This is a genomic window from Anaeromassilibacillus sp. SJQ-5 (assembly GCF_054108045.1).
Genome location: NZ_JBPJWQ010000001.1, coordinates 2,503,852 through 2,524,802, shown reverse-complemented (window position 1 = coordinate 2,524,802; position 20,951 = coordinate 2,503,852). Strand labels below are relative to the sequence as shown.

Annotated in this window: 20 protein-coding genes; 17 read left to right on the top strand and 3 right to left on the bottom strand. The window is 61.4% G+C overall.

All coding sequences use genetic code 11. From position 1 onward, the window contains the following. Positions 1-5 precede the first annotated feature (5 nt). Positions 6-950 (top strand): helix-turn-helix domain-containing protein, encoded by a 945-nt coding sequence (locus ACSAMM_RS10800; protein ID WP_457791358.1) that lies wholly within the window; start codon positions 6-8, stop codon positions 948-950. On the opposite strand, the gene ACSAMM_RS10795 is transcribed toward ACSAMM_RS10800, so the two are convergent. Next, complete coding sequence (locus ACSAMM_RS10795) at positions 884-1,156, bottom strand: hypothetical protein (protein WP_178721178.1); 273 nt, start codon at positions 1,154-1,156, stop codon at positions 884-886. The two genes, ACSAMM_RS10800 and ACSAMM_RS10795, sit on opposite strands and share 67 nt — an antisense overlap. A 589-nt stretch (positions 1,157-1,745) precedes the next feature. On the opposite strand from ACSAMM_RS10795, the gene ACSAMM_RS10790 reads away from it, so the two are divergent. The 6 genes from ACSAMM_RS10790 to ACSAMM_RS10765 all read left to right on the top strand — a co-directional run bounded on the left by ACSAMM_RS10790 (position 1,746) and on the right by ACSAMM_RS10765 (position 6,649). After that, the gene (locus ACSAMM_RS10790) at positions 1,746-2,858 is read left to right on the top strand and encodes a sodium ion-translocating decarboxylase subunit beta (protein WP_178721355.1); all 1,113 of its coding nucleotides are present in this window, start codon (positions 1,746-1,748) and stop codon (positions 2,856-2,858) included. Positions 2,859-2,874: 16 nt separating this feature from the next. Next, positions 2,875-3,024: an OadG-related small transporter subunit gene (locus ACSAMM_RS10785; RefSeq protein WP_178721176.1), complete on the top strand. Its 150-nt coding sequence runs from the start codon at positions 2,875-2,877 to the stop codon at positions 3,022-3,024. A 26-nt stretch (positions 3,025-3,050) separates the two neighbouring features. Then, positions 3,051-4,490, top strand: coding sequence for a proline--tRNA ligase (gene proS, locus ACSAMM_RS10780; protein WP_178721174.1), 1,440 nt, complete (start codon positions 3,051-3,053; stop codon positions 4,488-4,490). Between the two features lie 146 nt (positions 4,491-4,636). Then, positions 4,637-5,230: a peptidylprolyl isomerase gene (locus tag ACSAMM_RS10775; protein ID WP_178721172.1), complete on the top strand. Its 594-nt coding sequence runs from the start codon at positions 4,637-4,639 to the stop codon at positions 5,228-5,230. Further along, the gene (locus tag ACSAMM_RS10770; protein WP_178721170.1) at positions 5,227-5,760 is read left to right on the top strand and encodes a hypothetical protein; all 534 of its coding nucleotides are present in this window, start codon (positions 5,227-5,229) and stop codon (positions 5,758-5,760) included. The genes ACSAMM_RS10775 and ACSAMM_RS10770 overlap by 4 nt, the downstream gene beginning before the upstream one ends. A gap of 34 nt (positions 5,761-5,794) precedes the next feature. Continuing rightward, positions 5,795-6,649, top strand: coding sequence for a peptidylprolyl isomerase (locus ACSAMM_RS10765; protein ID WP_457791356.1), 855 nt, complete (start codon positions 5,795-5,797; stop codon positions 6,647-6,649). A 67-nt stretch (positions 6,650-6,716) separates the two neighbouring features. Here ACSAMM_RS10765 and ACSAMM_RS10760 read toward each other — a convergent pair whose 3' ends face one another. Continuing rightward, positions 6,717-7,562, bottom strand: coding sequence for a helix-turn-helix domain-containing protein (locus tag ACSAMM_RS10760; RefSeq protein WP_457791355.1), 846 nt, complete (start codon positions 7,560-7,562; stop codon positions 6,717-6,719). A 153-nt stretch (positions 7,563-7,715) separates the two neighbouring features. Between ACSAMM_RS10760 and ACSAMM_RS10755 the strand changes: the two genes are divergently transcribed. The 6 genes from ACSAMM_RS10755 (at position 7,716) to ACSAMM_RS10730 (ending at position 13,811) form a co-directional block, all read left to right on the top strand. Further along, a complete protein-coding gene (locus tag ACSAMM_RS10755) occupies positions 7,716-8,576 on the top strand; it encodes a sugar phosphate isomerase/epimerase family protein (RefSeq protein WP_457791353.1) in 861 nt (286 codons plus the stop codon). Continuing rightward, entirely contained in the window at positions 8,576-9,346 is a 771-nt protein-coding gene (locus tag ACSAMM_RS10750; protein WP_457791351.1) for a sugar phosphate isomerase/epimerase family protein, read from the top strand. Before ACSAMM_RS10755 ends, ACSAMM_RS10750 begins: the two co-directional genes overlap by 1 nt. Before the next feature lie 61 nt (positions 9,347-9,407). Next, positions 9,408-10,571: a Gfo/Idh/MocA family protein gene (locus ACSAMM_RS10745; protein ID WP_457791349.1), complete on the top strand. Its 1,164-nt coding sequence runs from the start codon at positions 9,408-9,410 to the stop codon at positions 10,569-10,571. 27 nt (positions 10,572-10,598) lie between these two features. Further along, on the top strand, positions 10,599-11,774 hold the full coding sequence (locus ACSAMM_RS10740; RefSeq protein ID WP_457791347.1) for a Gfo/Idh/MocA family protein: 1,176 nt from the start codon (positions 10,599-10,601) through the stop codon (positions 11,772-11,774). A gap of 208 nt (positions 11,775-11,982) precedes the next feature. Next, entirely contained in the window at positions 11,983-13,281 is a 1,299-nt protein-coding gene (locus ACSAMM_RS10735) for an AMP-binding protein (RefSeq protein WP_178721158.1), read from the top strand. A gap of 92 nt (positions 13,282-13,373) precedes the next feature. Beyond that, positions 13,374-13,811: an ACT domain-containing protein gene (locus ACSAMM_RS10730; protein WP_457791346.1), complete on the top strand. Its 438-nt coding sequence runs from the start codon at positions 13,374-13,376 to the stop codon at positions 13,809-13,811. 167 nt (positions 13,812-13,978) lie between these two features. Here ACSAMM_RS10730 and ACSAMM_RS10725 read toward each other — a convergent pair whose 3' ends face one another. After that, entirely contained in the window at positions 13,979-15,025 is a 1,047-nt protein-coding gene (locus ACSAMM_RS10725; RefSeq protein WP_457791345.1) for an aldose epimerase family protein, read from the bottom strand. 383 nt (positions 15,026-15,408) lie between these two features. On the opposite strand from ACSAMM_RS10725, the gene ACSAMM_RS10720 reads away from it, so the two are divergent. The 4 genes from ACSAMM_RS10720 (at position 15,409) to fba (ending at position 20,684) form a co-directional block, all read left to right on the top strand. Beyond that, positions 15,409-15,999 carry a manganese efflux pump MntP gene (locus tag ACSAMM_RS10720; protein WP_457791344.1) on the top strand — a complete coding sequence of 197 codons (591 nt, stop codon included), beginning with the start codon at positions 15,409-15,411 and terminating at the stop codon, positions 15,997-15,999. 90 nt (positions 16,000-16,089) lie between these two features. Further along, on the top strand, positions 16,090-17,241 hold the full coding sequence (gene fucO / locus ACSAMM_RS10715; protein ID WP_457791342.1) for a lactaldehyde reductase: 1,152 nt from the start codon (positions 16,090-16,092) through the stop codon (positions 17,239-17,241). Positions 17,242-17,638: 397 nt separating this feature from the next. Then, the gene (gene thrS / locus ACSAMM_RS10710) at positions 17,639-19,570 is read left to right on the top strand and encodes a threonine--tRNA ligase (protein ID WP_457791341.1); all 1,932 of its coding nucleotides are present in this window, start codon (positions 17,639-17,641) and stop codon (positions 19,568-19,570) included. Between the two features lie 178 nt (positions 19,571-19,748). After that, a complete protein-coding gene (gene fba, locus ACSAMM_RS10705) occupies positions 19,749-20,684 on the top strand; it encodes a class II fructose-1,6-bisphosphate aldolase (protein WP_178726033.1) in 936 nt (311 codons plus the stop codon). The last annotated feature ends 267 nt before the right edge of the window (positions 20,685-20,951 follow it).

Genomic DNA, 20,951 nt, shown 5'->3' with positions numbered 1-20,951 from the left:
CCCTCATGGTAGCACAGTTGTGCGGGTTTCACCATGGATATTGCCACCGAGAAAATGGAGATTTCATCATGTACCTGGAAGAGAACAAGGAGCTGGCCGACGGGATGAACCATCTGGAGATCCGCCTTGGGGATCACGGGTATGTACAGGTGGACCGCACCTGGCACAGCGAGCAGGTCTGCTCCCCCTTTTCCCGTCTGTACCTCGTCCGGCGGGGGGAGGGGCTGCTGCGCGTAGGCGGGAACAGCCTGACGATGCAGCCGGGCTTCGCGTATTGGATCCCCGCCGGCCTGTGCTTCGATTACCTGTGTGAGAACACGATGGAGAAGCTGTTTTTCCATGTCCAGGCGCTGAAGCCCGACGGCTACGATTTGCTGATGGGGATGGGCCGGGTGGAAACGCGGCCGCTGCCCGCCGGAGAGCTGGATCGCCTGCTGGCCCTTTACCGCCGGCGGGATTATGGGGCGGCCCTCCTGCTCAAGGCCGCGATTACGGCGCTCACGGCGGACATGGCGCAGAGCGGCACGCTGGAGGAGCAGGTCATCCGGGACTATTCCCCCGCCGTGGCGGACACCATCCGGTATATCCGCCGTCACCTGTCGCTGCAGCTGTCTGTCCGGGAGCTGGCCGGGCGGCTGTATCTGACGCCCAACGCCCTGGGGCGGCAGTTCCGCCAGGAGACGGGGCTGACCATCGGGCGGTACATCGACGATCTGCTGTTTTTCTCCGCCCAGGCCCAGCTAATCCGTTCCGATAAGACCATCCGGGAAATCAGCGATGCCCTTGGCTTCTGCGATCCGTTCTACTTTTCCCGCCGCTTCAAGCAGCGGTACGGCCAAACGCCGGGGGCGTACCGCCGCCTGCAGGAGGCGAACGGCCGGCTTTACCGGCAGAGCAGCGACAGCAGCGCCCCCGCCAGCGCCCCCACGCAGCCGGCCGCCAAGCCGTAGAGGGCGGCCTTCAGATACCGCCGCCGTCGCTGCCGCTTCAGGCCGGCATAGCCGCCAGCCTTGCGCAGCATTCGCTGGGCCTCCTCCCGCAGACGGGTCGGTTCCGTGTCGGTATAGCCGGGGCGCACCACCAGCAGCGCCCGCTCAAAATACTGATTGCCTGTGTCCATGACCTCGATGATCTGCCGGTTGACGCCTTTTATCATAATCCCTGTCTCCCTTTATTCGGATTCTGCCTTGTTAGTTTTGGTCGGGCGCCGCGTTTCTATGCGAAGGCGGCGGGAAAAGGGCCGGTTTTTACTGGACGGAGGGTAAAACCCCGCCTATGAAGGGAAAAGGTCATTATACCTTTTGTAAAGAGATTGTTAACGGGCGGCTGTGGAAAACTCTGTGGAAAGTGTGAATAAGTCGCTTATTTTCTCCTTTTTTTGAAAAAGCGCCGCTGTGAAAAACGGTGAATTCCAGGAATTGGTTGACCGGGGACGGATACGGAGGGTTGAATGCCCTTTACTTCGCGGGGTGGGCCAGGGCAATTTATTTTGCGGCAGCGCCCTTTTTCGGTTGAAAAACCGGAAATATTTCGGTATAATGAAAAACTGAATGACCATACGGGCAGAACCGCCGGAAAGCGGCGGCATGTCCGGGAAAAAAGGACAAGCCTGCGGGAAGAAGAGATCTTCCGCACAGGCCAAAGGAGAATGGACGTTGGAATTTTTAGAGCATTTCCGATTTCTGTATGACGGCGTGGCCTACTTCTTCAAGAGCAATCCGGTATTGACAGAGGACGGCGTGCAGATGGTTCCCGGGTGGAAATACCTGGTGATGTTTGTCATCGGCGGCCTGCTGATTTATCTGGCGCTGGTCAAGGATTTCGAGCCCGCGCTGCTGATGCCCATGGGCTTCGGCGCCATCCTGGTCAACATTCCCTTCTCCGGCGCCGTCGGGGCGGCGGAGGACGGGTCGCAAGGCATCATCGACTGGCTGTTCAACGTCGGTATCACCGCGTCGGAAGCGCTGCCGCTGCTGCTGTTCATCGGCATCGGCGCCATGATTGATTTCGGGCCGCTGTTATCCAATCCAAAGATGTTTCTGTTCGGCGCGGCGGCCCAGTTCGGCATCTTCTTCACCGTGCTGGTGGCGTCCTTCTTCTTTCCCTTCAAGGATGCGGCGGCCATCGGCATCATCGGCGCCGCCGACGGCCCTACCTCCATCTTGGTTTCCCGCATTTTTAATTCGCAGTATATCGGGGCCATCGCGGTGGCCGCCTATTCCTATATGGCCCTGGTGCCCATCATCCAGCCCGCGGCCATCAAGCTGGTCACCACCAAGAAGGAACGGCAGATCCGCATGCCTTATAATCCCCAGTCGGTGTCCCGCAAGACTCGGATTCTGTTCCCCATTATCGTGACCATCATTGCGGGGCTGGTGGCCCCCAAGTCGGTGTCGCTGGTGGGGATGCTGATGTTCGGCAACCTGCTGCGGGAGTGTCTGAAGCTGGAAAGCCTGTCCCAAACGGCGCAGACCACTTTGGCCAACCTCATCACCATCGTGCTGGGGCTGACCATCGCCTCCAGCATGAAGGCGTATAAATTCGTGGATCCCGCCACCCTGCTGATTATGGCGCTGGGGCTGGTGGCGTTCGTGTTTGACACCATCGGCGGCGTGCTGTTCGCCAAGCTGATGAACCTGTTCCTGCCCCAGGGCAAGAAGATCAACCCCATGGTGGGCGGCGCGGGTATTTCAGCCTTTCCCATGTCCGCGCGGGTTATCCAGAAAATGGCCCTCAAGGAGGACAATCAGAACCATCTGCTGATGCACGCGGTGGGCGCCAACGTGGCCGGTCAAATCGGCTCGGTGGTGGCCGGCGGCATCATTCTGACCGTGGTGCCCCGCTTGATCGGCGCGTAAGGAGGAGACGACGCTTATGTTTGAACAGTTCCCCAATCTGGCCAACGCCCTGCTGCTGATGCTGCTGGGCATGGTGGGTATTTTCGTGGTGATGATCGTCATCATGGTGGCGGTCAAGCTGCTCAATCGGTTTGCCAGGGACAAAAAGGAAGACGACGGCGAATAACATCCGGAAAGGATCGAATGTAGAGTATGGCGGACAACAAGAAAATGGTGGAGGCCATCACCTCCATGGACGAGGATTTTGCCCAGTGGTATACCGACATTGTCAAAAAGGCCGAGCTGGTGGAGTACACCAGCGTCAAGGGCTGCATGGTCATCCGGCCCTATGGCTACGCCATTTGGGAGAATATGCAGCGGATTCTGGACGGCATGTTCAAGGCGTTGGGGCATGAAAACGTCTGTATGCCGATGTTCATCCCCGAAAGCCTGCTGCAAAAGGAAAAGGATCACGTGGAGGGCTTCGCCCCCGAGGTGGCCTGGGTGACCCACGGCGGCAGCGAGGAGCTGGAGGAGAGGCTGTGCGTCCGCCCCACCAGCGAGACGCTCTTCTGCGAGCATTACGCGAATATCGTCCACTCCTGGCGGGATTTGCCCAAGCTGTACAACCAGTGGGTCAGTGTCGTGCGCTGGGAAAAGACCACCCGGCCCTTCCTGCGGTCGCGGGAATTCCTGTGGCAGGAGGGGCACACCATCCACGCCACGGCGGAGGAAGCCATCGAGGAAACCGAGCGGATGCTAGGCGTTTACGCCGACTTCTGCGAGAACGCGCTGGCTATGCCGGTTATCAAGGGCAAAAAGACCGAGAGCGATAAGTTTGCCGGGGCGGTGTCTACCTACGCCATCGAGGCGCTGATGCACGACGGCAAAGCGCTGCAGGCGGGGACTTCCCACTATTTTGGGGACGGCTTCGCCAAGGCCTTCGGCATCCAGTTCACCGGCAAGGACAACACCCTGCAGACCCCTCACCAGACCTCTTGGGGGGTGACCACCCGGCTTATCGGCGCCATTATCATGACTCATGGCGACGACAACGGCCTGGTGCTGCCCCCGGCGGTGGCGCCGGTGCAGGTGGTCATCCTGCCCATCGCCCAGCACAAGCCGGGCGTGCTGGAAAAGGCCGCCGCGCTCAAAGAGCGGCTGTCGAAAGTGGCCCGGGTGAAGGTGGACGATTCCGACAATTCGGCAGGTTGGAAATTTGCCGAGTATGAGATGAAGGGGGTGCCCCTGCGTCTGGAGATCGGCCCGAAGGACATCGAAAAGGGCCAGTGCGTGCTGGTCACCCGGCACAATCGGGAGAAGCACGTCGTGTCCCTGGACGAGCTGGAGACCGCGGTGCCCGCCCTGCTGAAAGAGGTGCACGACGGGCTGTACGAGCGGGCGCTGGAAAACCGCCGGAAACGCACCTATGCCTGCCGGAGCCTGGAGGACATCGTCCGGGTGCTGGAGGAAAAGGGCGACGGGTTTATCGAAGCCATGTGGTGCGGCGACGAGGCCTGCGAGGACGCGGTCAAGGAAAAAACCGGCGTTGGCTCCCGCTGCATCCCCTTGGAGCAGCAGCATCTGTCCGACACGTGTGTCTGTTGCGGCAAGCCCGCGAAACACATGGTACTATGGGGAAAAGCCTACTAAGGGCTTGCCGCTGGCAAGCCCGCAAGACACATGGTACTATGAGGGAAGGCTTACTAAGGGCTTGCCGCTGGCAAGCTCGCGAAACACATGGTACTATGGGGAAAAGCCTACTTAGTGATAGCTTGTAAATAGAAAGGACTGCGAACATGAATCAGCTCGATCGGCCCCAAAAGGGTGAGACCATTGCGGTGATGCACACCTCCTTGGGCGATATTTCCATTCGCCTGTTTCCCGATAAAGCTCCGAAAACGGTGGAGAATTTCGTTACCCATGCGAAAAATGGGTATTACGACGGTCTGAAATTCCATCGGGTCATCAACGATTTCATGATCCAGGGCGGCGACCCCCGCGGCAACGGCACCGGCGGCGAGAGCATCTGGGGCGACAGCTTCGAGGATGAGTTCGACGTGGAGCTGCACAACCTGCGGGGCGCCCTCTCCATGGCCAACGCCGGGCCGAACACCAACGGCAGCCAGTTCTTCATCGTGCAGGCCAAGAGTGTGGATCCCCGCCTCATCAGCCAGATGAAGAACATGTCCGACAGCTTCCCGGCCGAGACGGTGGCGGGTTATGAAAGCGTGGGAGGAACCCCCCATCTGGATTTCCGTCATACGGTGTTTGGCCAGGTGTACGACGGCATGGTGGTGGTGGACGCCATCGCGGCGGTGAAAACCGGCCGGAACGACATGCCCGTCGAGGATGTGCTGATTTCCTCCATCGACGTGTCTGTCTGCGAATGAGCAGTCCGGTGGAACAGGCCCGGTACCTGTTGGAGAACCGGACGCCCCTTGCCGTCGACTGCGGGCAGGTTTGCGGCCATGCCTGCTGCCGGTGCCAGGGGGACGAGCCCTGCGGGATGCGGCTGTTCCCGGGGGAGGAGGCCCTGCTGCGGGAGACGGAGGGCATGACCCTGCTGCCGGCGGAAGGAGGGACGCTCCTCGTCTGCGGCGGCCGGTGCCGGCGGTCGGAGAGGCCGCTGGCCTGTCGGCTGTTCCCGCTGTTTCCGTATCTGGACGCGGCGACAGGCCGGATCCGGGCGGTATACGATCCCCGGGCCTACCGGGTCTGCCCCCTGGTGCGGGAGCACCGGCGGGTGCCCCTGGAGCGGGATTTTGTGCGGACGGTCCGCACGGTGGGCCGTCTGCTGGCCGAAGAGGAGGAGGGCCGCCGGTTCCTTTTGGAGGAAGCGGCTGAGATAGACGCCGTCGACCGCTTTTTGCGGTTGAAGGACGAGCGGGGCCCTCTTTGCCGGAAGTCCCCGCGGATATGATTAGGATTTTGAACAGGAAAGGATGCATCATCTTATGAAACTTCATCGGCTCCTCGCCGCCGCGGCCGCCGCGCTGCTGCTGACGGCCTCCATGGCCGGCTGCTCCTCCAACGACGCCGGCGCAACCGCTTACCCCGACAAGAAGCTGGGCTTTCAGCTGGACAAGCCGGAAAAGGGCGAGAAAGTGGCCATTATGCACACCTCCATGGGAGATATCTCCATTCGCTTTTTCCCGGATGCCGCGCCCAAGGCGGTTGAGAACTTCCAGAAGCTGGCGGAAAAGGGCTATTATAATGATTTGACCTTCCATCGGGTGATTGAGGATTTCATGATTCAGGGCGGCGACCCTGACGGAGACGGCACCGGCGGAGAGAGCATTTATAAAAGCGACAGCAATAAAAAGGGAGCTTTTGAGGACGAGTTCGACGCCAAGCTGCTGAACCTGCGAGGTTCCCTGGCCATGGCCAATTCGGGCCCCAACACCAACGGCAGCCAGTTCTTCATCAACCAGTCCAAGGCCGACGCTTTCAAGACGATGGTGGACAGCATCAAGACCAACTATGAGCGGTACAAGAAGACCGACTCCTATAAGGATATCAAGAGCTGGCAGGCGCTGCTGGCCAACCGGATGTCCGATACCACCAGCGGGACTTTTCAAATTCTGCCCGAACGGTTGACCGACGAGGTCATCGACCTGTACTGCCAGACCGGCGGCAACATGAACCTGGACGGCTCGCTGCGCAACCGGGGAGGCCATACGGTCTTCGGTCAGGTGTACGAGGGCATGGACGTGGTGGACGCCATCGCGGCGGTCGAAACCGATTCCAAGGACAAGCCGAAGGAAGCCGTTACCATCAAAACCATTGATATCACCACCTATCAGGGGTAATACAAAGCCAACAGGCCGGGAATCCGCATCATCCGCGGGTTCCCGGCCTGCTTTTGTATGGCGGCCGTTATCCGGCCCGCCCGCGGCCTCTGTCCTCCTGGGGCGAGAGGCCGAATCGCTTTTTATACGCCCGGAAAAAGGCGGAATAATCCCGGAAGCCGCTGCTCTGACAAACCTCGCCCGCCGGCTCCCCGTCCCGGATCCGCTGCCGGGCGTTCAGCAGCCGCTTGATGAGCACATACTCCCAAATGGAAGACCCCGTCGCCTGCTTGAACAGGCGGCCCAGCTGAGATTTGCTGAGATAAAACCGGTCCGACAGGGCGTCGAGCGAGAGATCCCCTGCCAGATTGCTGTTGATATAGGCCACCAGGGCCTGCCCGGCGTTCTGCCGGGGAACGGCGCCGTTTTCTTCCCGCCGGCGGGCCAGAAACACCTCCCGTAGCTCGGTCATCAGGGGGCAGAGATAGGTTAGAATGGCCAGACGGCGAATATAAGCGTCTCCGTTCTCGGGCATCATGCCGCGGATATATTCGTAAAAACGCCCCGTCGGCAGACAGCCGCGCTCATAATGGTTGCCGCAGCCCAGCGGCCTGTCCGTAAAGGGCTCGAACAGCAGGCCGGCGGGATCTACCCCGGCCAGCAGCCGGGGCTGCATATGCAGGGCGATCCGCTCATAGGGCTTGTCCGGCCGGATTTGCAGCTTGTGGGCCTCGCCCGCCCGCATGAGCAGGATGGCCCCCGGCTCCAGCGGATATTCGTGCCCCTCCACCATGTACGTGCCGATGCCGCCCATGAAAACATACAGCTCGTGCATCTCGTGGGCGTGCATGGTATAGTCCTCCGGCCGGGGGTGCCGATCCAACCCGTGGGTAAAGTTGATACCGTTTTCCTCGTAGCTCCAAATGGTGGCCATACCGCCGTCCCCCTTTTTTGCCTTTACTATAGCATGCTGTGCGTAGATTTACAAGGTTTTCCGCCTTTATATGCAATGGATTTGTATATAAAATTCTGCTATGATGCCCATAGAAACCGTCCGCCGCTTGGCCGGACAGGGAAAGGGCAGGGGATGACGATGAACAAACCGGCGGTGCTCTGCGCGTTTGCCGACGAGGCGAGCGGGCAGGTGACGGAGCAGATGCGGGCGCTGAAGGAAAACAGCATGGTCTATCTGGAGGCGCGGAACGTAGACGGAAAAAACATTGCCGACCTGACGCCCGGGGAGGCCCGGACGCTCAAAGAACGGCTGGCCGCGCAGGGGCTGCGGGTGTGGTCCCTGGGCAGTCCCTTGGGCAAAATCGGCATCGAAGAGGATTTTGCCCCCCACCTGGACGTTTTCCGCCGGTGCCTGGAAACGGCGGCGATTACCGGGGCCGCTTGTATCCGGCTGTTCAGCTTTTTCCTGCCGGCGGGAAGCGATCCGGCCCTTTACAGGGACGAGGTGATGGATCGGCTGTCCCGATTCCTGGAGGAGGCGGAGGGATGTCCGGTCGTTCTCTGCCATGAAAACGAAAAGGGGATTTACGGCGATACAGCCGCCCGCTGCCTGGATATCCACCGGCAGCTGCCCGCCCTGCGGGCCGTCTTCGATCCGGCCAATTTTATCCAGTGCGGGCAGGAAACCCTGGAAGCCTGGGAGCTGTTGGCGCCCTATGTGGAATATCTCCACATTAAGGACGCGCTGGCCGGCGGCCAGGTGGTGCCGGCCGGGAAGGGGGATGGGCATGTTCCGGAAATCCTGCGCCGCTACCGGGCGCAGGGCGGCCGGGTGCTGACCGTGGAGCCCCATCTGGCGGTGTTCAGCGGGCTGGATAAGCTGGAGAGCGGGGAGAAGAGCGTGGTGGACGCCTATGCCTATCCGTCCCAGCGGGCCGCCTTTGACGCGGCGGTGGCGGCCCTGAAGGCCTGCCTGGACGAGGAGGAAGCGTAATGGAAATCGGCGCGCAGCTGTACACGGTGCGGGAGCACACCAAAACCCTGGAGGATTTCAGCCGGACGCTGGAAAAAATCGCGGCCATCGGGTATCGGAACGTGCAGGTGTCGGGCACCTGCGCCTACGAGCCCGCCTGGCTGAAAGCGGAGCTGGACAGAACAGGCCTGCGCTGCGTCCTCACCCACACCGATCCCGGCCGTATTGCCGCCGAGACCGACGCGGTGGCGGCGGAGCATCAAGCGTTCGGCTGCACTCATATCGGCATCGGCAGCCTGCCGGGCGGGTTTGACAAGGGGCTGGCCGGTTACCAGACGTTTGCGGAAACCTACCGGCCGGTGGGGCGGCGGCTGGCGGCCCTGGGCTGCCGGCTGATGTATCACAATCACCACATGGAATTCGCCCGCACCGGCGAGGGGCGGGAGATTTATCTGGAGCGTTTTCTCCGCGATTTCGCGCCCGAAGAGCTGGGCTTCACTCTGGATACCTACTGGGTGCAGGCGGGCGGCGGGGATCCCGTCCAGTGGCTGAACCGGCTGGCTGGCCGCGTCCCCTGCGTTCATCTCAAGGATATGGCCTTCGCGGACGGCCAGCCCCGCATGGCCCCGGTTTATGAGGGGAACATGAACTTCGACGGCATTTTGAAAGCCTGCGAGCAGGCGGGGGCCCGGTATCTGCTGGTGGAGCAGGACGACTGCTATGGCGCGGATCCCTTCGAATGCCTGGCGATGAGCTATCGGAATCTGGCGGCCAAGGTAAGCGATGATTAAATCCAGCGGATGGATTTAATCATCGCTTACCAACGGGCTGCACTGAGGAAAGGGGATACTTATGGACACCATTCAACTGGGAATTATCGGCGTGGGCAACATGGGCACCGGGCACATCGGCAACATCCGTAACGGCTTGTGCCCGGAGGTGACGGTCACGGCGGTGGCGGACATCGATCCCGCCCGTCTGCAGTGGGCGCAGGAGAATATGGATCCGTCGGTGGCTCGGTTCGATTCCGCCGCGGCCCTGATGGACAGCGGGCTGGTGAACGCCGTCCTCATCGCGGTGCCGCACTACGATCATCCCATCCTGGCCATGGAGGCCTTCCAGCACGGGCTGCACGTCATGGTGGAGAAGCCTGCGGGTGTGTACACCAAGAAGGTGCGGGAGATGAACGAGGCCGCCAAGCGGGCGGGCGTGGTGTTCGGTATGATGTTCAACCAGCGTACCAACCATGTATACCGGAAAATGAAAGAGCTGGTGGACAGCGGGGAGCTGGGCGCCATCCGCCGCACCAATTGGATTATCACCGATTGGTACCGGCCCCAGGCGTATTACAACTCGGGCTCCTGGCGGGCTACCTGGGCGGGGGAGGGCGGCGGTGTGCTGCTTAACCAATGCCCCCATAACCTGGATTTGTGGCAGTGGATCTGCGGCATGCCCGTCAAGGTGCAGGCCCATATGCAGTTCGGCAAATGGCACGACATCGAGGTGGAGGACGACGTGACCGCCTATGTGGAATACGCAAGCGGCGCCACCGGTACCTTTATCACCACCACCGGCGACGTACCCGGCACCAACCGGTTTGAAATCACGCTGGAGAAGGGCAAGCTGGTCAGCGAGGGCGGCAAGCTGCTCAAATGGGAGCTGGAGATGAGCGAGCCGGAATGGTCCCGCATCAACCAGGCGCCCTTCGGCACACCCAGGAATACCTTTACCGAGGTGGAGACCGATGGGAAGTCGGAGCAGCACGCCGGCGTGCTCAACGCCTTCGCGGGGGCTATCCTGCACGGCACGCCCCTGGTGGCGGGCGGCGAGGAAGGCATCAACGGCCTGACCATTTCCAACGCCATGCACCTGTCGGCCTGGCTGGGCCGCGAGGTGGAGCTCCCCCTGGATGAAGAGCTGTATTACCAGGAGCTGATGAAGCGGGTGGCCGTTTCCCGCCGGAAGACGAACGCTGTCTCCGTTCTGGCGGATACCGCCGGCACCTATAATGCCTGACGCGGCGCGCCGGATGGAGGGATAAGGATGGATACCTGCCGTATAGGCGTTATTGGTATCGGCAATATGGGCAGCGCCCACGCCCGCAGCCTGTGGGAGGGCCGGGTGCCGGGTATGCGGCTGACCGCCGTGTGCGACGTCAAGGAACCGCGGCGGCGATGGGCGGCGGAGACCCTGCCCGGCGTGAAGGTTTACGACGACTTTACCGCGCTGCTGGACGGCGGAGAGGTGGACGGGGTGATTATCGCCACCCCCCATGGCCTGCACCCGGTCATTGCCTGCCAGGCGTTTGCCCGGGGGCTGCATGTGCTGACGGAAAAGCCCGCCGGGGTTTCGGTGGGGCAGGTGGAAGAGATGAACGCCGCCGCCAGGGCTTCGGGCCGAGTGTTCGGCATCATGTTCAACCAGCGTACCAACCCCCTGTTTCAGCGGGCGCGGGAGCTGGTGCGCGGCGGCCGCCTGGGGGTTCCCAAGCGCCTGGTGTGGATCATTACCAACTGGTACCGCACCCAGGCTTACTACGATTCCGGTGACTGGCGGGCCACCTGGTCGGGGGAGGGCGGCGGCGTGCTGCTCAACCAGGCGCCCCACAACCTGGATATCTGGCAGTGGATTTTCGGCATGCCTGCCCGTGTGCGCGCCTTCTGTACCACCGGCAAGTACCACCATATCGAGGTGGAGGACGACGCCACGATTTATGCGGAATACGATAGCGGCGCGACGGCGGCCTTTATCACCAGCACCGGGGAATGCCCCGGCACCAACCGGTTGGAAATCAGCGGGGATCGGGGCAAGCTGCTGATCGAAGACGGCCGGCTGCGTTTTTGGGAGCTGGCGGAGCCCGAGCGGGCCTTCTGCTTCTCCAGCCGGGAGGGCTTTGTCATGCCCGAGGCCAAGGAGTGGACGATGCAGCCTGACGCGCCGGAAACCGCCCATACCGGCATCCTGCGCAATTTTGCGGATGCCGTGCTCCATGGCGCTCCCCTGCTGGCCCCTGGCGAAGAGGGGATCCACCAGGTCGCCCTGACCAACGCGGCCTACTTGTCCTCTTGGACGGACGATTGGGTCTCCCTGCCTCTGGATGCGGCGGCCTACGAGAAGCAGCTGCGGGCGCGCATCGCCGGATCCGCTAAGAAAGCCTCCGACACCGCCGGGGAGGCCCCCTCCGGGCAGTACAACCCCCGCTGGAATATCCGCTGGTAAAGATGAACACGCCCGTTTCCAATTTCGTTGGAAACGGGCGTGTTGCCGTTGTAAGGGTCCGCGCCACGAGGAAACCGGTTTTCCCGAAGGAATGCCCCCTGCGCGTCTTGCAGAGCCGCGAAAACTGTGATAAAATAAACCGATTGGAAACCATATGGGCGTATTTGCGGATACGCCCCATGGATAAAAAGCAAGGAGTTGACCACCCATGGCCGTGTATACCCCGGAAATCGAGTGCGCCTCCCGCGATTATCTCCACGCCGTCCAGTCGGCGCGGCTGCTGAAAATGGTGCGGACCGCCTATGAAAAGGTGCCGTTTTATAAGCGGAAGTTCGACGAGATCGGCTTGCAGCCGGGCGACATCCATTCCATCGACGACATTACCAAGCTGCCCTTCACGGTCAAAACCGATCTGCGGGACAACTATCCCTTTGGTCTGTTCGCTGTTCCGCAGGGGGAGCTGGTGCGTATTCACGCCTCCTCCGGCACCACCGGTAAGCAGACGGTGGTGGGGTATACCGCCCACGATATCGACATATGGGCAGAGGGGGCGGCCCGGGCTTTAACGGCTGCGGGCGGCACCCGCAACGACATCGTCCATGTGTCCTATGGCTACGGCCTGTTCACCGGCGGTCTGGGCCTGCATTACGGGGCGGAGCATATGGGGGCTACCGCCCTGCCGGTGTCTTCCGGCAACACCAAACGGCAGGTGCAGCTGCTGCAGGATTTCGGATCGGATATCCTGTGCTGCACCCCGTCCTACGCCATGTTTATCGGCGAGACCGTCCGGGACATGGGGATCGACCCCAAAACGCTCAAACTGCGGGCTGGTCTCTTTGGGGCCGAGCCGTGGACGGACAACATGCGCCGGGAAATTGAGCGGCTGCTGGATATCAAGGCCTACGACATCTACGGCCTGTCGGAAATCGCGGGGCCGGGCGTGGCCTACGACTGCGAGATGCAGGACGGCTTACATATCAATGAGGATTATTTCTATCCGGAGGTCATCGATCCGGACACCCTCCAGCCGCTGCCCGACGGGGAATACGGCGAGCTGGTGTTCACCTGCATCGGCAAAGAGGCCCTGCCTCTTGTACGCTACCGCACCCGGGACATTTGCGCCCTGCACCGCGCTCCCTGCGCCTGCGGGCGGACGACGGTGCGGATGTCCAAGCCCCGGGGCCGCAGCGACGATATGCTCATCATCCGGGGCGTCAACGTGTTCCCCTCCCAGGTGGAGCATGTGCTGCTGGAGCTGGGGATGGATCCCAACTATCTCATTCTGGTGGATCGGAAGAACAATCTGGACACTATGGAAGTTCAGGTGGAGATGAACGCGGCCCTCTTCTCGGACACGGTGCGGGATCTGGAATCGGTGGAGCACCGCATCGAAGGCGCGCTGCAAAGCACGCTGAACGTACACGCCAAGGTTCGTCTGGTGGAGCCGGGCGCACTGCCCCGTTCCGAAGGCAAGGCCAAGCGGGTGATCGACAACCGGGCGCTGTAAGCGGCTTGCAAATTCCGGCGTTTGAGGATATACTATACCCATAGGGGATTCCCGAAACCAGGCGATAAACAGCGTGAGAAAGGTTGTGGCTTATGTTTATCAAACAGCTTTCGGTTTTTGTTGAGAATAAGTCAGGACGGCTGGCGGAAATCACGGCGGTTCTTGCCGGCGCGGGCATCGATATCCGCGCCCTGTCCATCGCGGACACCACCAATTTCGGCATTCTGCGGATTATTGTGGATAAGCCCTTCGAGGCGGAAACAGCGCTCAAGGAGGCGGGGCTGACGGTTTCGCTGACCAGCGTGCTGGCCATCGGGATCCCGGACGAGCCGGGCGGGTTCGCTGCCGCGATGAAGGCCTTGGCCGCCGCCGGGGTGGGGGTCGAATACATGTACGCGTTCATCTCCCGCGACGAAGGGCGGGCCTGTGTCATCCTCCGCTTCACGCAGGAAGATACGGACAAGGCGGTGGCGGCTCTGCAAGCCGCAAACATCGAGATTCTCGACGCCGGCCGAATTTATTCCATGTAAACGGAAAAGCTCCCTGCATCCAGCAGGGAGCTTTTTGCCGCTTGAGATCGACCGTATTCGACGGTGGGGCTTGATCCACACGGGCCGCCGTGCTATACTGAATAAACGCGCCGAACAGCCGCCGGAAAAATCCGGCGGCTGTTCGTAACCCTGCGGGCTTTGTCCCGTCAGGTCTGGGTAAAGCGGTATTCCGTCACGGAATGGAAGGCCTCTCTCGCTTTCAGCCGGGTGGAGGGAAATTCCGGATGATTGGGGCTGTCGGGGAAAAACTGGGTTTCCATGCAGAAGCCTTGGTGTCGGTAGAGGTTGATCCCTCCCTTGCCCGCGTCCTCCCCGAGGAAGTTGGCGGTATACACCTGCACGCCGGGCAGATCGGTCCAGCAGTCCACGGCCAGGCCGCTGCGGGGGCTGACCGCGTGCACGGCGTGGCGCAGGCGCCGGTTGTCGCCCAGCACGAAGTTGTGATCCACGCCCCCGCCGATTTTCAGCTGGGGATGGGAGGCGGCCAGGGCCGCGCCGATGGTCTGCCCCTTCCGGAAATCGAAGGGTGTTCCCTCCACCGGAAGCAGCTCGCCGGTAGGGATCAGCCGATCGTCCACCGGCGTGATGGCGTCGGCGTGGATGGTCAGAACGGTATCCAGCACGTCGCCGCCGTCGTAGCCGTTTAGGTTGAAGTAGGCGTGGTTGGTCAGGTTGATCACCGTGTCCTTGTCGCTTGCCGCCTCGTAGGACAGGCGCAGGGTGTTGTCGGCGGTGACGGTCAGGGTGACGGAAACGGTCAGGCGGCCGGGATACCCTTCCTCCCCGTCCTCCGACACGGCGGACAGGCGCAGGCGGGGCTCGTCTCCCTCGTCGAGGACGGCCGCTTCCCAGACTTTTTTGTCAAAGCCATGGACACCCCCGTGCAGGTGGCCGCGGCCCGCCTCGTTGCAGCCCACGTCGTAGGTGCGGCCGTCCAGCGCGAAGGTGCCGCCGGCGATGCGGTTGGCGTACCGGCCGACGGTGGCCCCCTGGTAGGAGCCTTTGGCGTTTATGTAATCCTCCAGCCGGTCGTAGCCCAGAATGACGTCTTTGCCGGCGAACTTCACCGCCTGCAGGGTGGCGCCGTAGGTGAGAACGGACACTTTGAGGCCGCCGGACGCCGTCAGGCGGTATTGCTCCACCGCCGTTCCGTCCGGCAGGATGCCGAACGCTCTTTTTTCTATGGACAACACGATTTCCCCCTTTCGCCGGCTCAGGCCGGCATATCGCTTTCATTATACCACAATTTTACTGCGCGGAGCGCAGGAGCGGCGCAGCCGCGGGGACGCCAGCCCCAAATTGTGGGAACAATGTTCTCTCAGGCGTCCAAAGCCTTGCACTGCAAGGCTTTGGAGAACGCCGTGAGGTTATTATACCACAAAGCGGTGCGCAAGGCGCAGCGCCTTCCTTAGCCCGAAACGGCTTTGCCCGTTTCGGAGTGGAACAATGTTCTCTCAGGCGTCCAAAGCCTTGCACTGCAAGGCTTTGGAGAACGCCGTGAGGTTATTATTACATAATTTTCCGCCAAATTCAATATGATTAACAAAGAGAGCCGAATCTCTGGGAGGTATGCGTTTTGAGTATCATCACCCTGCTGCTGATGGCCGTGGGGCTGTCCATGGACGCCTTCGCCGTATCCATCAGCAGCGGTATCCTGCTGTGCAAGGCCCGGTGGGGGCAGACGTTCAAGATCGCCGGGGCGTTCGGCCTGTTTCAGGGGATTATGCCCTTCATCGGCTACACCATCGCGCGGCTGTTCGCCCGGCAGATCCAGGCCTTCGATCACTGGATCGCGTTCGGGCTTCTGGTCTTCATCGGGGGCAAAATGCTGTGGGAGGTGCTGCGCGGCGGGGAGGACGACGCGCCCCGGGGGGATCCCTGCGGGTGGATGAACCTGCTGGTCATGGCGGTGGCCACCAGCATCGACGCCATGGCGGTGGGGGTGTCCCTGGCGGTGATGCCCCACACTGGGATGCTGGCCGGGGACTACGGTTATCTGCTGTGCTGCGCCGTTATCGCGGCGGTGACCTTCGTCATCTGCGCCGTGGGTGTGAAAATCGGGTGCAAAACGGGAGACATGTTCGGCCGCAAGGCGGAAATCGCCGGGGGCATAGTGCTCATCGGCATCGGGGTGAAAATCCTGATCGAGCATCTGATGGGCGGATAAAAACGGCGGCTGGTGATTGCCGCCGGGATAGATTTGTGCTATACTGGGGACAGGCTCTGGAATCCATATTTTAGTAGGAGGAATGTCTGTATGGCCAATCGAATTGTCCTGAATGAAACCTCTTATTTTGGTAAGGGCGCCATCCAGGAAATCGCCAAGGAAGTCAAAGCACGGGGCTGCCGGAAAGTGGTGGTCTGCACCGATCCGGATCTGCTGAAGTTTCAAGTGGCCACCCTGGTCACCGCTGTGCTGGACAAGGCGGCCATCCCCTATGCCGTCTACAGCGGCATCAAGGCCAACCCCACCATCCAGAACGTCCAGGAGGGCGTGGCCTTCTGCCAAAAGGAAGGGGCGGATCTGATCGTCGCCGTGGGCGGCGGCAGCGCCATCGACACCAGCAAGGCCATCGCCGTCATCCTGACCAATCCGGAATTCGCGGACGTGCGCTCTCTGGAGGGCGCTTCCCCCACCAAGAATAAGGCGCTGCCCATCATCGCCGTTTCCACCACCTCCGGCACGGCGGCGGAGGTCACCATCAACTATGTCATCACCGACGTGGAGAAAAACCGGAAGTTTGTCTGCGCCGATCCCCACGATATCCCAGTAGTGGCCATTGTGGATCCCGACATGTCCATGGGAATGCCCAAGGGGCTGTGCGCCTCCACCGGCATGGACGCCCTGACCCATGCCATCGAGGGGTATATCACCAAGGCGGCCTGGGAACTGACCGACATGATGCATCTCAAGGCCATCGAGATCATTGCCAAGAACCTGCGCCAGTCGGTGGCCGGGGATCCCAAGGCCCGGGAGGAAATGTCGGTGGGCCAGTACATCGCCGGTATGGGCTTCTCCAACGTGGGGCTGGGTATCGTCCACAGCATGGCTCACCCGCTCAGCGCCATGTACGACGCGCCCCACGGCGTGGCCTGCGCCACCATCCTGCCCTATGTGCTGGAATACAACGCCGACGCCACCGGCGACCGGTATAAGCAAATCGCCGCCGCCATGGGCGTGCCCGGCGTGGAAGCCATGAGTCCGGCGGAATACCGCCGGGCGGCCGTGGACGCGGTGCGCCAGCTGGGCCGGGACGTGGGCATTCCCCAGAAGGTCAGCGACCTGGGCGTGAAGGAGGCCGACATCGACTTCCTGGCCGATTCCGCCATGGCGGACGCCTGTACCCCCGGCAACCCCAAGGATCCCACCAAAGAAGACGTGGTGGCCCTGTACCACTCCATGCTGTAAGTCTTCGAAAATGGTACGCAACGGGAGAAATCCGTCTTGACAATCCGGCCCAACGGTGTTACCATGAAGACAACGCAAAGAAGGGGAGGCCGCCCGCCGTCGTCCTTGCAGAGAGCGCCGTCACGGTGAAAGCGGCGCAGGAAACGCGGGCACCGGCTACCACCCCGGAGCGGCGCGCCGAAACAAGGCGCGACGGCTGGCACCGATATCGGCCGAATCGGTCATGCGCCGATGAGGATGCGGGGTTTCCCGCGTCGAACTAGGGTGGAACCACGAGGCTTTTCGGCCCCGTCCCTTGACGGCAGCGCGCAGCGCTGCCCGGGGACGGGGCCTTTTTGTCTGTCAACGCTCCCGTTCCCAGACAGCTATACCAAATGACGGAAAGGAAGGAACACACATGCTGAACATTACCTGCAAGGGCGGAGACATCCGACAGGTCGCGGAGGGCACGACCATCGACGCGCTCTGCCGCGACATCTCCATGGGGCTCTACCGGGCGGCCTGCGCCGCCAAGCTGAACGGGAAGACGGTGGATCTGCGCACCCCGCTGACCGAGGACGGCGCGGTGGATATCCTGACCTTTGACGACGAGGACGGGAAAAAGGCCTATTGGCATACCACCTCCCACATCATGGCCCAGGCCGTTAAGCGGCTGTGGCCGCAGACCAAGCTGACCATCGGCCCCTCCATCGACAGCGGCTTTTACTATGACTTCGACAGCGAGCACAACTTCTCCGCCGAGGATTTGATTGCCATCGAGGCCGAGATGAAGAAAATCATCAAGGAAGCGCTGCCCATCGAGCGCTTCACCCTGCCCCGGGACGAGGCGCTGGCCCTCATGAAGGACGAGCCGTACAAGTGCGAGCTGATTACTGAGCTGCCAGAGGGGGAGGAGATTTCCTTCTACCGGCAGGGGGATTTTGTGGATCTTTGCGCCGGGCCCCATCTGCCCGACACGGGGCGGGTCAAGGCGGTCAAGCTGCTCAGCGCCACCGGCGCTTACTGGCGGGGCGATTCCAAGAACAAGATGCTGCAGCGCATCTACGGCATCGCCTTCCCCAAAACCGCGGATCTTCAGGCCCATCTGGAGAAGCTGGAGGAGGCCAAAAAGCGGGATCACAACAAGCTCGGCCGGGAACTGGAGCTGTTCACGACGGTGGACGTCATCGGCCAGGGGCTGCCCATCCTGCTGCCCAAGGGCGCGCGGATCGTCCAGCTGCTGCAGCGGTTTGTGGAGGACGAGGAGCAGAAGCGGGGCTATCTCCTGACCAAGACCCCGCTGATGGCCAAGAGCGATTTGTATAAGATTTCGGGGCACTGGGATCACTATAAGGAAGGGATGTTCGTCCTGGGGGACGAGGAAAAGGACAAGGAGGTCTTCGCCCTGCGGCCCATGACCTGCCCCTTCCAGTATCAGGTGTTCCTCAACCGGATGCGTTCCTACCGGGATCTGCCCATGCGCCTGGGAGAAACCTCCACCCTGTTCCGCAACGAGGACAGCGGCGAGATGCACGGCCTTATCCGGGTGCGGCAGTTCACCATTTCCGAGGGGCATCTGATTCTCCGGCCCGAGCAGCTGGAGGAGGAGTTCAAGGGCTGCCTGGAGCTGGCCCGGTATATGCTGGATACCCTGGGGCTGGGCGAGGACGTGACCTACCGGTTCTCCCAATGGGATCCGAACGATCGGGAGAAGTTCATCGGCACCCCCGAGCAATGGGCCGAGGCGCAGGACGCCATGGAGAAAATTCTGAAGCATCTGAACGTGCCCTATACCATCGGCATCGGGGAGGCCGCCTTCTACGGCCCCAAGCTGGACATTCAAATCAAGAATGTCTACGGCAAGGAGGACACCCTCATCACCCTCCAGGTGGATCAGATGCTGGCCGAACTGTTCGGCATGGAATATGTGGACGTGGACGGCCAGAAGCGCCGGCCCTATATCATCCACCGCACCTCCTTGGGCTGCTACGAGCGGACGCTGGCGCTGCTCATTGAGAAGTACGCCGGGGCGTTCCCCCTGTGGCTGGCCCCCGAGCAGGTGCGGGTGCTCCCCATTTCCGAGCGGCTGCATGACGCGGCGCAGGCGGTGACCGACCGGCTGAAGGCCGCGGGGCTGCGGGTGGAAATCGACCGGCGCAACGAGAAGATTGGGTATAAAATCCGGGAGGCGCAGGTGCAGAAGGTGCCCTATATGCTGGTCGTCGGTGACCGGGAGGCCGAGGAGGGAACGGTATCGGTGCGCGCCAGGGGAGAAGGAGACATCGGCTCCATGCCGGTGGAGGATTTCCTGGCCCGTGCCCTGCGCGAGGTAGCGGAAAAGAAAAGATAGGGGCTTTGCCCGCGCTGTCAATCAGCGGGCGGGCATTGTGCACAAGTTTCAGGGAACGGGTAATCTGATAATATTTTAACATTTCCCTATCTTTTTCGCCCGAAATACGGTATACTAAACTGGTAAACAGGCCGGTCCGCCGGTCATAAACGCCATGAAAAAACAGGAGGTTCGTATTATGCCCCTCGTAAACACCACCGAGATGTTCAAAAAGGCCTACGAAGGCGGTTACGCCATCGGCGCGTTCAACGTCAACAACATGGAGATCGTGCAGGGAATCGTCGACGCCTGCAAGGAACTGAACTCCCCTGTGATTCTGCAGGTTTCCGGCTCGGCCCGGAAATACGCCCGGCACGCCTACCTGTACAACATGGTGCAGGCGGCTGTGGAGGAGACCGGCCTGCCCATCGCCCTGCATCTCGACCACGGCTCCAGCTTCGAGCTGTGCAAGGACTGCATCGACGGCGGCTTCACCTCCGTGATGATCGACGGCTCCCACCTGCCGTATGAGGAAAACGTGGCCGTGACCAAGAAGGTCGTGGAATATGCCCATGCCCGCGGCGTCACCGTGGAGGGCGAGCTGGGCCAGCTGGCCGGCGTGGAAGACGAGGTCAGCGTGGAGGCCGACAAGGCCAACTACACCGATCCGGATCAGGTGCAGGATTTCGTCACCCGCACCGGCGTGGATTCCCTGGCCATCGCCATCGGCACCAGCCACGGCGCGTTTAAGTTCAAGCCCGGCCAGAAGCCCCAGCTGCGCTTCGACATCCTGCAGGAAGTCATGGATCGGCTGCCCGGCTTCCCCATCGTGCTGCACGGCGCGTCCTCCGTCATGCCCGAGTATGTGGCGGACGTCAATAAGTTCGGCGGCCAGATGGCCGACGCCATCGGCATCCCGGAAGACATGCTGCGCAAGGCGGCGAGCATGGCGGTGTGCAAAATCAACGTGGACTCCGACCTGCGTCTCGCCATGACGGCGGGCATCCGCAAGCACTTCGCGGAGAATCCCACCCATTTCGATCCCCGCCAGTATCTGGGCGAAGGCCGCGACAACATCACCAAGGTGGTCAAGCACAAAATCGAAGACGTGCTCGGCAGCGCCAACCGCGCCTGAGCAAAGCGCAAAAAGGGAACAAGGCCGCGCCTTGTTCCCTCTTTTTTTTCCGGGTTTGCGAAATTCCGTCATTCTGACAAATACCGGGGCGATTCTTGCCGGGTTTTGATAGAATATAAAGAATTGCTTTTTGGGCGGGAATACGGTAAAATATTTTTATTCGATATTCACGGTTTGTTTACATTCCGATAACAGAACGAACAAGCGGTATGCGAGCATACCGCTTGTCTCCGTTGAATGGCAGAATACCAAGGAGGCAGAAAATTT

Coding starts and splice junctions, on each gene's coding strand:
- ACSAMM_RS10770 (WP_178721170.1), top strand. CDS start 5,227: ATGAGCAGTCCGGTGGAACAGGCCCGGTACCTGTTGGAGAACCGGACG.
- ACSAMM_RS10730 (WP_457791346.1), top strand. CDS start 13,374: ATGTTTATCAAACAGCTTTCGGTTTTTGTTGAGAATAAGTCAGGACGG.
- fba (WP_178726033.1), top strand. CDS start 19,749: ATGCCCCTCGTAAACACCACCGAGATGTTCAAAAAGGCCTACGAAGGC.
- ACSAMM_RS10800 (WP_457791358.1), top strand. CDS start 6: ATGGTAGCACAGTTGTGCGGGTTTCACCATGGATATTGCCACCGAGAA.
- ACSAMM_RS10735 (WP_178721158.1), top strand. CDS start 11,983: ATGGCCGTGTATACCCCGGAAATCGAGTGCGCCTCCCGCGATTATCTC.
- proS (WP_178721174.1), top strand. CDS start 3,051: ATGGCGGACAACAAGAAAATGGTGGAGGCCATCACCTCCATGGACGAG.
- fucO (WP_457791342.1), top strand. CDS start 16,090: ATGGCCAATCGAATTGTCCTGAATGAAACCTCTTATTTTGGTAAGGGC.
- thrS (WP_457791341.1), top strand. CDS start 17,639: ATGCTGAACATTACCTGCAAGGGCGGAGACATCCGACAGGTCGCGGAG.
- ACSAMM_RS10795 (WP_178721178.1), bottom strand. CDS start 1,156: ATGATAAAAGGCGTCAACCGGCAGATCATCGAGGTCATGGACACAGGC.
- ACSAMM_RS10775 (WP_178721172.1), top strand. CDS start 4,637: ATGAATCAGCTCGATCGGCCCCAAAAGGGTGAGACCATTGCGGTGATG.
- ACSAMM_RS10745 (WP_457791349.1), top strand. CDS start 9,408: ATGGACACCATTCAACTGGGAATTATCGGCGTGGGCAACATGGGCACC.
- ACSAMM_RS10755 (WP_457791353.1), top strand. CDS start 7,716: ATGACGATGAACAAACCGGCGGTGCTCTGCGCGTTTGCCGACGAGGCG.
- ACSAMM_RS10750 (WP_457791351.1), top strand. CDS start 8,576: ATGGAAATCGGCGCGCAGCTGTACACGGTGCGGGAGCACACCAAAACC.
- ACSAMM_RS10740 (WP_457791347.1), top strand. CDS start 10,599: ATGGATACCTGCCGTATAGGCGTTATTGGTATCGGCAATATGGGCAGC.
- ACSAMM_RS10785 (WP_178721176.1), top strand. CDS start 2,875: ATGTTTGAACAGTTCCCCAATCTGGCCAACGCCCTGCTGCTGATGCTG.
- ACSAMM_RS10765 (WP_457791356.1), top strand. CDS start 5,795: ATGAAACTTCATCGGCTCCTCGCCGCCGCGGCCGCCGCGCTGCTGCTG.
- ACSAMM_RS10790 (WP_178721355.1), top strand. CDS start 1,746: ATGGTTCCCGGGTGGAAATACCTGGTGATGTTTGTCATCGGCGGCCTG.
- ACSAMM_RS10760 (WP_457791355.1), bottom strand. CDS start 7,562: ATGGCCACCATTTGGAGCTACGAGGAAAACGGTATCAACTTTACCCAC.